We start from the raw sequence: 12,061 nt of genomic DNA on the forward strand, positions 1-12,061 counted from the left end.
ACAAACCGTGCCCCCGATGAACCGCTCTGTCATGGACGGGAGTTGTCACGATGCGGACAGCGAGCCGTCCGTAGACCGCACCGAGGGCATCGTACCTGCGGGGGCGAGCCGGGCCGTAGGGCGCGGGGCGGTCGGATCGAGGCGCGTCCGGGGGATACGGCGCAGGTGAGCGCGGTGCCGGGTGGTGACCCAGGGTGAGCGAACCGCCCCTCGGGGCGCTCGGGAAAGGGCATTGAGGGCAGAACGAAGCCCCCGATCACGGGGGAACAACCGGGGGCTTCGCGACTTCGGGCGGCCCCGAAAGGCCGCACATTGAGAACGTAAGTCCTGTACGGCCCCTCGGTCAAGCAGAGTTGAGGCTCTCGTGAAAAGTGGCGGAAGGCGCTTTCCGAAGGTTCAGCGCACCGCTGGCGGTCCGTCACGGTGAGTGACGGGCCCCGTCGTGCGCGGGGGTCCACCGGGCCCTTCGCGCACCTCGTATCCCTCCGGACACTCGCGCACCAATTGATGCGCGAAGGGGAACGACGGGTTCTCTTCGAAGTGCTGTCGTTCCGCTGGGATCCAGCCGTCCCAGAACTCCCGCTGCGCCTCCCCGTCCCGCGCCCGCCCGCGCGCCCAGGCCGTCTCGCGCGGCATGTCGAGCCACAGCAACAACGCCAGCTCCGGACGGAGTTCGCGCCGCCCCGCCCCCACGCCCTCGATCAGGACGACGTCCGCGGCCGACAGCGCGCCCCCGGCGGTGTGACGGCGCGCGTTCCAGTCGTACGTCTCGTAGCGCGCGCTCTCGCCGCGGGAGAGCGGGGCGAGCACCTGCGTACGCAGCCGGTCGGTCCAGGCGAAGAGGGCGTCGTGGCTCGCGATGTCGTCGAGCCGCAGCACCGGGGCCCCGCCGAGCGCCTCCGCGAGCCGCGCGGTGAAGGTCGACTTCCCGGACCCCGCGTGCCCGTCGACGCCCACGAGCCGCACGGGACCGCAGGACGGCGGCAGGCGGCGGATCCGGTCGGCGAGGTCGGCGAGGGGCACACGGTGAGGGTTCACGGCCGCAAGGGTACGACGCGGCCCGGATCGGTTTCGCGCGCGCCACCGCAGGTCATGCCAGTGGTAAGGACCAATATTGGTGCCAGTGGGCGGCCTCGAAACGCTGGTGGAAATCCCGCCCCGGCGGCCATAGTTGGCGCACTCCGTCACGTCCGTCACGACCCGTCGACCGAGGGATCAGCCGATGACCCGACCCGAAAGCGCCGCCCCCCTCTCCCGGAGAACCCTGATCGCGGCGGCCGCCGGCGCCGCGCTCGCCACGACCGCGGCCGTGGGCCCCGCCCACGCCGCCTCCGGCCGGCCCGCACGGAAGGGAGCCGCACCCCGCCTCGTGGACAACCGCACCTGGACGACGTACACCGACTGGCTCACCGGCACCGCGAACGGCACGCGCGCGGTCGACGGCGAGCGCCCCGGCGTCACCATCGACGCGCCCGCGGGCACGCGGACGTACACCGATCCGCATCTGAACAAGAAGGCCGAGTGGGAGTACGCCGAGTGGCTCTCCCCGGTCCATGCGCTCTCCGTACCCGCCACGGAGGTGATCGCGTCCTGGAACGCGCGCACCCCGAAGGGCACCTGGATCCAGATCGAACTCCAGGGCACGTACACGGACGGCGCCGAGACGCCCTGGTACGTGATGGGCCGCTGGACCTCCGGGGACGACGACGGCGCCGACATCCGCCGCACCTCGGTGGACGACCAGACCGACGGCAAGTCGAGCATCTGGACGGACACGTTCTCCATCGACGACACGGCGTCCGGGCTGCGCCTGGTCTCGTACCGGCTGCGGCTGACGCTGCTGCGCGCGGTGGGCTCCGACGCGGCGCCCACGGTGTGGCGGCTCGGCGCGATGGGCTCGGACGTCCCGGACCGCTTCACGGTCCCCGCGTCCAGGCCCGGCCTCGCCAAGGAGCTGAAGGTCCCGCGGTACTCACAGAACATCCACGTCGGCCAGTACCCCGAGTACGACAACGGCGGCGAGGCGTGGTGCAGCCCCACGTCCTCGCAGATGATCATCGAGTACTGGGGCCGGAAGCCGACGCCCGAGCAACTGGCCTGGGTGGACCCCTCGTACGCCGACCCGCAGGTCTGCCATGCGGCCCGTTATACGTATGACTACCAGTACGAGGGCTGCGGCAACTGGCCGTTCAACGCGGCGTACGCGGCGACGTACAAGGATCTCCAGGGCGTCGTCACGCGGCTGTCGTCCCTGAAGGACCTGGAGACGCTGATCGCGGCCGGCATCCCGGCCATAACGTCCCAGTCGTTCCTCAAGGAGGAGCTGACGGGCGCGGGCTACGGCACCTCCGGCCACCTGATGACGGTCATCGGCTTCACCGCCGACGGCGACGTGATCGCCAACGACCCCGCCTCGTCGAGCAACCAGGCGGTCCGCCGGGTCTACAAGAGGCGGGAGTGGGAGAACATCTGGCTGCGCACCAAGCGCTACAACGCCGACAACAAGGTCGTCTCCGGTACCGGCGGGGTCTGCTACCTGTACTTCCCGGCCCGGCCGACCGCGAAGCAGCGCAAGGCGCTCGCGGCGGTGGGCGTGCGCTGAGACCTCACCCACGCGCGCGTGGGGCCGGACCACCGGTCCACGCGCGCGTGGCTGCCCGAGGGGGCGCGTGTCAGCCCGTGACCACCGGGTTCACCACCCAGTCGGGGTGGCCCGGCATCGGCGGCGTCCGGGACCCGTACAGCCACGGGTGCAGGAAGTCCGTCAGGTCGTGACCCGCGACCGTCGAGGCCAGCCGCACGAAGTCGGCCGTCGACGCCGTCTTCCCCCGGTACTGCGCGACCCACGCCCGCTCGATCCGCGCGAAGGTCTCCGCGCCGACCTGCTCGCGCAGCGCGTACAGGACGAGCGCCGAGCCGTCGTAGCGCATCCTCTTGAAGAGGTTCGGCTCGGTGGGCTCCGCGGGGGCCCCGTAGTCGTGGCGCCACTGGTCGTGGTTCTCGTACGCCGTCCGCATCGCGGCCTCGAAGCTGTCGCCGCCGTGCTCCTCGGAGTACCAGCGCTCGTAGAAGCGGGCGTGCCCCTCGCTGAACCACAGATCGGACCAGGAGGCGATGCCGACGCTGTCGCCGATCCACTGGTGGGCCAGCTCGTGCACGAGGTCGCGTTCGGCGTCGACCCGCGTGCCGAGCAGATCCGCCTTCGGCACGAGCGACAGTGTCTGCGTCTCCAGGGCGACGCCGAGGTCCGTGTCGCCGACGAGGACTCCGTACCGGTTGAAGGGGTACGGGCCCAGCTTCTCCCGCAGCCAGGCCAGATGCTCGCCGGTGAGGTCGCGGTACTGCTTCGTGGGCGCGACCAGCTCGTCCGGGACGACGTCGCGCAGCGGCAGCCCGCCCGGACCCTCGCTCTCGATCAGCCGGAACCTGCCGATGGCCAGCTGGACCAGCTGCGCGGCGACCGGCTGCTCGGAGTCGTACGTCCAGCGGACCCGCCCGTCGCGCTGCTCGGCGCGGTCGACCAGGCGCCCGTTCGCCACGGCCGTCAGGCCCGGCGGGGTCGTCACGCGGAAGGTGAGTGGCGCGCGCTGACTGGGGTGGTCGTTCGACGGGAAGATCATCTTGGCGCCGTTGGGCTGCGGGTACAGCACCGTGCCGTCCGGCGTCGGGATCCAGCCGTAGTCCTCGATCGCGTCGTCGCGGTGCCGCAGCTGCGTCGGGTCGGCGGTGTAGCCGACCCGCACGGTGAAGGAACTTCCCTTGGGTATCGGCGACTTGGGCGTGACGACCAGCTCGTCGCCGTCGCGCCGGGTGGCCGCCGCGCTCCCGTTCACGGTCACCGTCCGCAGGGTGTTCCCCGCGAAGTCGAGGTCGAAGCGGGACAGCGCGTGGGTGGCCGTCGCCCTGATCGTGGTGGCGGCGGCGAACGGGGTCCTGGGCGCCTGCCAGTCGAAGTCGAGCGTGTAGTGGCGCACGGTGTAGCCGCCGTTGCCGTCGAGCGGGAACATCGGGTCGCCGAGGCCCGCGGCGCCCGGCCTCGCGGGTTCGGCGGCCGCGCGGGAGACGGCCGTCGGGCCGGTCAGCGCCGCGGTGACGGTGATCGCCGCGGCGAGGGCGAGACGGGTTCTGCGGCGTGGTGTCCGGTACGTACTCATCGAGAACCTTCCGGTCGGACGGAACGCGTCTTTCTAAGGGACGCGCCACGCCCGGGGCCGGTTGTACGTGACCAACCTCTCGGCCGCGCGGACGCGATCCGATGGCAAGGTGGAGGGGGCGCCGGAGGGGACACGGGGCGCCGCCGGGGGAGCCAGGACCAGCACCGCGACCCGAGCGAGACACCATGACCGCAAGCTCCGCCACCGCTTCCACCGCAGCCGCCCGCGCCCGCACCGGCGGCCCCGAGGACAACGGGCCCAAGATTCTCGAACACGTCCTGGGATGGACGTTCGTCGTGGTCCTCGCGATGCTCGTCACACAGCTCGGCTGGATGTGAAAGCTGCCATACTGCGGCCTTCGCAAGGAGTCCGAGACCAGGGCGGGAATTGAACACCAGCCAACAGCGGGCGCGCGGCACCGACCGGTCCGCCGCCCGCCGCGCCGAACTCATCGCCATCGGGCGGAAGTTGTTCGCCGACACGTCCTACGACGCGCTGTCCATGGACGACATCGCGCAGCACGCGGGCGTCGCGAAGGGGCTGATCTACTACTACTTCCAGTCCAAGCGCGGCTACTACCTGGCGATCATCGAGGAGTCCGTCGGTGACCTCGTGGACCGCGCGAGCACCGTCGGTGACCTGGCCCCCGTCGAGCGGGTGCACCGCACGGTGGACGGCTATCTGCGCTACGCGGAGCGGAACCAGGCGGCGTTCCGCACGATCGTCACCGGCGGCGTGGGCTTCGACGCCCAGGTGCAGACCGTCCGGGACGGGGTGCGCGACGATCTGATCGCCACCATCGCCCGTGCCGTGTACGGGACGCCGACGGTGCCGCGGCTCGCGCGGACGGCCCTGCTCGGGTGGCTGTGCGGCGTCGAGGGCATCACGCTCGACTGGATCGGCCACCGCGAGCTCGAACGGGACACCCTGCGCGCCCTGTTGGTCCGCACCCTCGGCGAAACCCTGCGGGTGATCGAGGAGTTCGAACCCTCGTACCCCGCGCCGGTGCTCCCCTGACCGTACGCGCGTGTACGGGCAGAGGAGCGCAAGTGGCGTGCTTGTCCGGCTAGTTGATCGCCTTGATCAGCTCACCGTCGGACGTGTCGCCGGACAGCTCCCAGAAGAAGGTGCCGCCCAGGCCCTGCTGGTTCTTGTAGTCCATCTTCCCGGCGATGGTGCCCGGGGTGTCGTAGCTCCACCAGTCGTTCCCGCAGTGCGCGTACGCGGTCCCGCCGACGGTGCCGGTGGCCGGGCACTTGCTCTTGAGCTCCTTGTAGTCGTCGATGCCCTGCTCGTACTTGCCGACCGCGGGCCCGGTCGCCGTGCCACCGGGCGCGTCCTGCGTGACGCCCGTCCAGCCGCGCCCGTAGAACCCGATCCCGAGCAGCAGCTTGGACGCGGGCACGCCCATCGCCTTGAGCTTCGCGATGGTGGCCGAGGTGTCCCAGCCGGCCTTCGGGATGCCGTCGTAGGAGGTCAGCGGCGAGTGCGGCGCGGTCGGCCCCTGCGCGTCCCAGGCGCCGAAGAAGTCGTACGTCATCGGGTTGTACCAGTCGACGTACTGCGCGGCGCCCGCGTAGTCGGCGGCGTCCAGTTTGCCGCCCTCGGTGGCGTCGGCCGGGATGGCGGAGGTGATGAGGTAGTCGCCGCCGAACTTCGAGCGCAGCGCCGACATCAGGTTCTTGTAGGCGTCGCGCCCGCTGGTGTCGCAGGTGAGGCCGCAGGCGTTCGGGTACTCCCAGTCGATGTCGATGCCGTCGAAGACATCGGCCCACTTGGAGTTCTCGACCAGGTCGTAGCAGGACTGGGCGAACGCGGCCGGGTCCTTGGCCGCGTCGGTGAACCCGCCGGACCAGGTCCAGCCGCCGAAGGACCAGAGGATCTTGAGGTCCGGGTGCTTCTTCTTCAGCTTCAGGAGTTGGTTGAAGTTGCCGCGCAGCGGCTGGTCCCAGGTGTCGGCGACGCCGTCCACGGACTGGTCCGCGGTGTACGCCTTGTCGGTCGCGGCGTAGGAGTCGCCCATCGCGCACTTGCCGCCCTGGACGTTGCCGAACGAGTAGTTGATGTGCGTGAGCCGGTCCGCGGAGCCGGAGGTCTCGATGTTCTTCACGTGGTAGTTCCGGTCGTAGACACCCCACTCCGTGAAGTATCCGACGACCTTCGAACCGGCCGCCTTCGGCTCGGCGTCCAGGGGTTGTTGCGCGGCGGCGCTGCCCGCTCCGGCGAGCAGTCCCGCGCCGAGGACGGCGCAACACGCGGTGGAGAGGAGGGCCTTGAGGCCCCTGCGGGGGAGGTGCGGTCTGAGCATCGTGTCTCCTCGTGGGGGAGGGGAGCGTGGGGGGTGGTGCCGTGGACCTGCGCGCCGCACATTAGAAGGACTAGACCAGTGAGGTCAATGGTCCGAACCAATTTTGGGCTCCGCGAAAAACTTGGAGTAAGCGGTCGTTAACTAGTGACGAGTGCCTCCGGATCGGGAATACTCAACACGCCGCAGCCGTGTGGTCTGCGCTTTCCGTGATCCGGGAGGCCGGCGCCGGCTCGGCAGTGACCACCCGGTGGCGCCCGCTCATCCGGCGTCCGTCGCCGCAGTGCCCGCCCAGTGAGGAGAGCGTCGCCATGCCGGAGCCAGGAATCGAGCGTCAGCTGCCGACGGACGAAGCTCAGGATCTGCTGCGGCTCGTCCGCGACATCGCGCAGCGGGAGATCGCCCCGCACGCGGCCGAGGACGAGGAGGCGGGCCGCTTCCCGCGCGAGACCTTCGGGCTCCTCTCGGACGCGGGACTGCTCGGGTTGCCGTACGACGCGGAGTTCGGCGGCGGCGAGCAGCCGTACGAGGTCTACCTCCAGGTCCTCGAAGAGCTCGCGGCCGCCCGTCTCACGGTCGGCCTCGGCGTCAGCGTGCACTCGCTGGCCTGCCACGCGCTGGCCAATTTCGGCACCAAGCAGCAGCGCGCCGAGCACCTGCCCGACATGCTCGGCGGTGGCCTGCTCGGCGCGTACTGCCTCTCCGAGCCGGCTTCCGGGTCCGACGCGGCGTCCCTGCGTACGCGGGCGGTGCGCGACGGCGACGACTGGGTGCTCACGGGGACGAAGGCCTGGATCACGCACGGCGGCATCGCGGACTTCTATACGGTGCTGGCCCGCACCGGCGGCGAGGGCGCCCACGGCATCACGGCGTTCCTGGTCCCCGGCGACGCGGAGGGGCTGAGCGCGGCGGTGCCCGAGAAGAAGATGGGCATGAAGGGCTCACCCACCGCGCAGGTGCACTTCGACGGCGTGCGGGTGAGCGACGCGCGCCGTCTCGGGGACGAGGGGCAGGGCTTCCAGATCGCCCTGTCGGCGCTCGACTCGGGGCGGCTCGGCATCGCGGCCTGCGCGGTCGGCGTCGCGCAGGCCGCGCTCGACGCGGCGGTGGACTATGCGAAGGGGCGCGCCCAGTTCGGCCGGCCCATCGCCGACTTCCAGGGGCTGCGCTTCATGCTGGCGGACATGGCGACGCAGATCGAGGCGGGCCGCGCCCTGTATCTGTCGGCGGCCCGGCTGCGGGACGGCGGCCGGCCCTTCTCCAAGCAGGCCGCCATGGCGAAGCTGCTGTGCACGGACGCCGCGATGAAGGTCACCACGGACGCGGTGCAGGTCCTCGGGGGGTACGGCTACACGGCGGACTTCCCGGTGGAGCGCCTGATGCGCGAGGCCAAGGTGCTCCAGATCGTCGAGGGCACCAATCAGATCCAGCGCATGGTCATCGCCCGTCACCTCGCCGGTCCTGAATCGCGCTGAACTGCCCGGGGCGCACGGTGGGCGCGACGAGCCGCGCCCACTCCGGGTCCTCGCACCCCGGCAGCGTCCGCCCGCGCTCGGACCAGGCCGTGATCATCGCCTGGTAGATCGGTGGATTGTGGGGGCGGGTCTGGGGCGGCTGCGGGTGCGGCGGCCGGGCCTGTGGCGGCTGCTGCGAGGGCTGCGGTAGCTGGGGTTGGTGCGACTGATGAGTCTGATGTGCCTGTTGCGTCTGATGAACCGATTCTGCGGTAACCGGTACGAGGATGCGCCTGCGTCGTCCCGTGGGCGCAGGTGCCGAGGTCTGCGTCGAGGTCATGCCCGCTCAACGAAAGAGGGATGAGCGGGGTCACTGGTTGACGAATTCGAGCGTCAGTTCACGACATGCCCGTACGCGTGGCGCCCGGCCGTCGAACGTCTGGCCAGTCGGGCACGGCTGACGTACCGTCAACTCCGCCGCCGGGCAGGCCGCACCCCTTCCGGGCGACGTCAACCACCGTGCGCCCAGGGAGGTTTGCCGTGGCCGATGACGACCGCCCCGTCGCTCTCGACGAGTGGCCCGTCCACCAGGTGCCGCTGTCGATGAAGCACGTCGCCACCGGCGACCGCAACGCCTACGACCGCTGCATCTTCCACCTCTTCGACCCCGAGGGCCGCCACCTGCTCATCCTCGGCCTCGGCGTCTACCCGAACCTGGGCGTGATCGACGCCTACGCCACCCTGCGCGTCGGCGACACCCTGCACGCGGTCCGCGCCTCGGACGCCCTGGGCGACGACACGCGGATGAACCTGCGCGTCGGCCCGCTGCGGATCGTCGTCGAGCGTCCCCTCAAGGACTTCGTCCTGTCCTGCGCCGCCGACCCGGACGACCCCGACGGACTCTCGTACGAGATCAATTGGAGCGCGGACTTCGACGCGCTCTGGGAGCCGCACCACACTCAGCGCAAGGGGGCGCGGCTCACCCTGGAGGGCAAGCGGTTCGTGCAGGCCGGGCGGTGCGACGGGTGGCTGCGGATCGGGGGCCGGGAGATCCGGCTGGACGGCTGGACCGGTACCCGTGACCGGAGCTGGGGCGTACGGCCGGTGCCGGGGGAGGAGGGCGGCAGGCTCGCGCAGGACCATCCCACCGAGGGCTTCCACTGGATCTGGGCGCCGATCCGCTTCGACGACCGCTTCCTCATGGTGATCACACAGGAGGACGCCGACGGCCACCGCACCCTCAACGACGCCACCGTGGTCCGCGCGGGCCACCGCGACCGCCAACTGGGCTGGCCGCACACCGACATCACCTACCGCCCCGGCACCCGCCACCCCGAGCGCGCCGTCATCCACCTCGTGGACCCGGCCGACCGCAAACCCCTCGACGTGGGCGTCGAGATCCTCGCCTCCTCGCCGCTCGCCGTCGGCGCGGGCTACCCGCCGGCCGAGGACTGGCAGCACGGCACCTGGCGCGGGCGCGACTGGTGCGACCGGCGGACCTACGACCTCGGGGACCCGGCGGCCCACCCCCGCGCCGCGTTCGGGGTCGTCGACCACGCGGCCCGCTTCACCCTCGACGGGCAGGTCGGGTACGGCATCTTCGAGCACGGCAGCTTCGGCCGCCACGATCCGAGCGGCTTCACGGGCTTCGACTCGGTGGCCCCGCGGCGCCCGTGAACACCCGGCACCCCAGGTCGTAACCACCCTCCAGGACAAGGGAGTTCGGCGATGGCGGCAACCCCTCGGCAGCCCAGGCCCCGCACGTCCACGCGTGAACCGGAGGAGGTGGCCCGACGTCTCACCGCCTGGCTGGGGCGGCTGCTGCCGGGGGCGAAGGCGGTGAACGTCACCGTCCCCGAGTCCAACGGCATGTCGAGCGAAACGCTGCTCTTCGACATCGAACACCCCGAACCGCCCGTCCGCGCCTGCGCGTTGCGACTGGCGGCGGACCCGTCGGCGTACACGATCTTCCCGGTGTACGACATGCCGCGCCAGTACCGGACGATGCGCCTCGCGGCCGAACGCACCGGACTTCCGGTGCCGCGCGTGCTGTGGCTGGAGGAGGACGCGGGCCCGCTCGGCGCCCCCTTCTTCGTCATGGAACGGGTGGCGGGACGCGTACCGCCGGACGTCATGCCCTATACGTACGAGGGGAATTGGCTGCACGAGGCGAGCGACGACGAGCGGGAGCGGCTGGAGGAGACGAGCGTCGAGGTGCTGGCGCGGCTGCACGACGGAGTGCCGGCGGCCGAGGCGGACTTCCTGGCACTGCCGGGCGAGGGCAGCCCGCTGCGCCGCCACGTGGAGTCCCAACGGGCGTACTACGCCTGGGTGGTGGAGGGGCGCGCCTCGTCACCGCTGATCGAGAGCGCCTTCGGGCGCCTGGAGGAGCTGTGGCCGCGGCACGAGGGGCCCGCCGTCCTCAACTGGGGCGACGCCCGCATCGGCAACATCATCTACACGGCCGACGGGTTCGAGCCCGCCGCCGTCCTCGACTGGGAGATGGCGGCGCTCGCCCCGCGCGAGGTCGACCTCGGCTGGACGGTGTATCTGCACCGCTTCTTCCAGGATCTGACCGAGAGCTTCGGCCAGGACGGCCTGCCCGGATTCCTGCGCCGCGACCGCGTGGAGGCCCGCTACGCGCGGCTGACCGGCCACACCCCGCGCGACATGGACTTCTACACGCTCTACGCGGCGCTGCGGCACGCCGTCGTCATGCTCCGCGTCGCCTACCGGCAGATCCACTTCGGTGAGGCCACCGTGCCGGCGGACCCGGACACACTGATCCTGCACCACGACAGCCTGCGGGCCATGGTGCAGGGCAGGTACTGGGAGAGCGGGGCCTGAGGCGTTCAGGCGGCCGCCGCGCTGCGCCGGGGCTGCTCGGGCACCCGGAACGGGCGCGAACCGGGACCGCCCACGTGCGAGAACGGCTGAGTGCGCCAGTCCAGCCCCTGAGGGAGCGTCAAAAGGATGGCGGCGTCCTGCTCCTGAGCGCCCGTCGGGTCGCCGGTGGGCAGCGCCTCGGAGACGGTCCGGCCGGAGCCGGCGCAGACGGTGAGCCCGAACGGATTCCACGCGGACGTCACATGCGCGTGCTCCGGAAGCACGTCCTCCTCCGCGAGGAGGGCGATGGCCTTGCCGCAGTCCGGGCAGGCCACCCGGTACATCTCGAACGTCTCGTACCCCTCGCCGTCCTCCCCGTAGCCGTCGAAGACGTCGGATTCGACGCCCTCCGGCTGGGGCTCGGTGATCGCCTGCTGACGACCGCGCGCGCCGACACGTCCGGAACGCTTCACACTCTGCATGGGATTCTCCCCCTCGGGTGGGCCGGCCGCTGATGTCCATGGGTGGCGGCCTCGACCACAGCAAGCATTTCCCGCAAGGTCGTCCAGGTAATCGCGGCATGCCGGTGGACACGGCCTGAGGCCTGTGGCGTTCGTCACATGTCGAATGCGCTTGCCCGTCCGGCGGTAGACGTATCGCCCATCTCGATCCTTCCGGTATCCGGGAGGATCAAGGGGCGGGTAGGTTCAGCGGCATGGAGGAGCTCGACCGACAGATTGTGCAGCTGCTCGTCAAGGACGGGCGGATGAGCTACACGGACCTGGGCAAGGCCACGGGCCTGTCCACGTCCGCGGTGCACCAGCGGGTGCGCCGCCTCGAACAGCGCGGCGTGATCCGGGGATACGCCGCGGTGGTCGACCCGGAGGCCGTCGGGCTGCCGCTCACCGCGTTCATCTCGGTGAAACCGTTCGATCCGAGTGCGCCCGACGACATCGCGGAGCGCCTTGCGGGGGTGCCGGAGATCGAGGCGTGCCACAGCGTGGCGGGCGACGAGAACTACATCCTCAAGGTGCGGGTCGAGACCCCGCACGAGCTGGAGAACCTCCTGGCCCGGGTCCGTTCCCTCGCGGGTGTCTCCACCCGGACGACGGTCGTCCTCTCCACCCCGTACGAGGCCCGCCCTCCGCGCATCTGACGCGCACCGCCGCGCGCTGCCTCCGCCCGGCCCCGGCCCCGGCCTTACGCCACGGGGCTCCGCCCCGGACCCCGCTCCTCAAACGCCGGAGGGGCTGGATGGGCCCGCTCCTTCATCGCCCCACGGCGCACAAAGCCGACCCCGCCGCACCCCCACCCCGCGGGCG

Annotated in this window: 11 protein-coding genes; 7 read left to right on the forward strand and 4 right to left on the reverse strand. The window is 71.2% G+C overall.

Features of this window, described 5'->3' with window-relative positions; genetic code table 11:
* Positions 1 to 396: 396 nt before the first annotated feature.
* Positions 397 to 1,038, reverse strand: a complete 642-nt coding sequence (locus ACYBSK_RS11745; protein WP_460245997.1) for a uridine kinase family protein — start codon at positions 1,036 to 1,038, stop codon at positions 397 to 399.
* A 184-nt stretch (positions 1,039 to 1,222) separates the two neighbouring features.
* Between ACYBSK_RS11745 and ACYBSK_RS11750 the strand changes: the two genes are divergently transcribed.
* Complete coding sequence (locus tag ACYBSK_RS11750) at positions 1,223 to 2,602, forward strand: peptidase C39 family protein (RefSeq protein ID WP_460245998.1); 1,380 nt, start codon at positions 1,223 to 1,225, stop codon at positions 2,600 to 2,602.
* A 70-nt stretch (positions 2,603 to 2,672) separates the two neighbouring features.
* Here the strand turns inward: ACYBSK_RS11750 and ACYBSK_RS11755 are convergent, their stop codons facing one another.
* Positions 2,673 to 4,154 carry a M1 family metallopeptidase gene (locus ACYBSK_RS11755; protein ID WP_460245999.1) on the reverse strand — a complete coding sequence of 494 codons (1,482 nt, stop codon included), beginning with the start codon at positions 4,152 to 4,154 and terminating at the stop codon, positions 2,673 to 2,675.
* Positions 4,155 to 4,339: 185 nt separating this feature from the next.
* Here ACYBSK_RS11755 and ACYBSK_RS11760 point away from each other — a divergent pair, with 185 nt between their 5' ends.
* Positions 4,340 to 4,492 carry an SCO1431 family membrane protein gene (locus tag ACYBSK_RS11760; RefSeq protein WP_457476853.1) on the forward strand — a complete coding sequence of 51 codons (153 nt, stop codon included), beginning with the start codon at positions 4,340 to 4,342 and terminating at the stop codon, positions 4,490 to 4,492.
* 49 nt (positions 4,493 to 4,541) lie between these two features.
* Positions 4,542 to 5,171: a TetR/AcrR family transcriptional regulator gene (locus ACYBSK_RS11765; RefSeq protein ID WP_457476854.1), complete on the forward strand. Its 630-nt coding sequence runs from the start codon at positions 4,542 to 4,544 to the stop codon at positions 5,169 to 5,171.
* A gap of 49 nt (positions 5,172 to 5,220) precedes the next feature.
* Here the strand turns inward: ACYBSK_RS11765 and ACYBSK_RS11770 are convergent, their stop codons facing one another.
* Positions 5,221 to 6,462, reverse strand: coding sequence for a glycoside hydrolase family 18 protein (locus ACYBSK_RS11770; protein ID WP_460246000.1), 1,242 nt, complete (start codon positions 6,460 to 6,462; stop codon positions 5,221 to 5,223).
* A gap of 308 nt (positions 6,463 to 6,770) precedes the next feature.
* On the opposite strand from ACYBSK_RS11770, the gene ACYBSK_RS11775 reads away from it, so the two are divergent.
* The 3 genes from ACYBSK_RS11775 (at position 6,771) to ACYBSK_RS11785 (ending at position 10,760) form a co-directional block, all read left to right on the forward strand.
* Positions 6,771 to 7,934: an acyl-CoA dehydrogenase gene (locus ACYBSK_RS11775; protein ID WP_460246001.1), complete on the forward strand. Its 1,164-nt coding sequence runs from the start codon at positions 6,771 to 6,773 to the stop codon at positions 7,932 to 7,934.
* 582 nt (positions 7,935 to 8,516) lie between these two features.
* A complete protein-coding gene (locus ACYBSK_RS11780) occupies positions 8,517 to 9,590 on the forward strand; it encodes a hypothetical protein (RefSeq protein WP_460247005.1) in 1,074 nt (357 codons plus the stop codon).
* Between the two features lie 51 nt (positions 9,591 to 9,641).
* Positions 9,642 to 10,760, forward strand: coding sequence for a phosphotransferase family protein (locus ACYBSK_RS11785; protein WP_460246002.1), 1,119 nt, complete (start codon positions 9,642 to 9,644; stop codon positions 10,758 to 10,760).
* A gap of 5 nt (positions 10,761 to 10,765) precedes the next feature.
* Here ACYBSK_RS11785 and ACYBSK_RS11790 read toward each other — a convergent pair whose 3' ends face one another.
* Positions 10,766 to 11,221, reverse strand: coding sequence for a hypothetical protein (locus ACYBSK_RS11790; protein ID WP_457476858.1), 456 nt, complete (start codon positions 11,219 to 11,221; stop codon positions 10,766 to 10,768).
* 233 nt (positions 11,222 to 11,454) lie between these two features.
* Between ACYBSK_RS11790 and ACYBSK_RS11795 the strand changes: the two genes are divergently transcribed.
* Positions 11,455 to 11,895 carry an Lrp/AsnC family transcriptional regulator gene (locus ACYBSK_RS11795; protein WP_018534770.1) on the forward strand — a complete coding sequence of 147 codons (441 nt, stop codon included), beginning with the start codon at positions 11,455 to 11,457 and terminating at the stop codon, positions 11,893 to 11,895.
* Positions 11,896 to 12,061 lie beyond the last annotated feature (166 nt).

This window comes from Streptomyces sp. BYX5S (assembly GCF_054724165.1).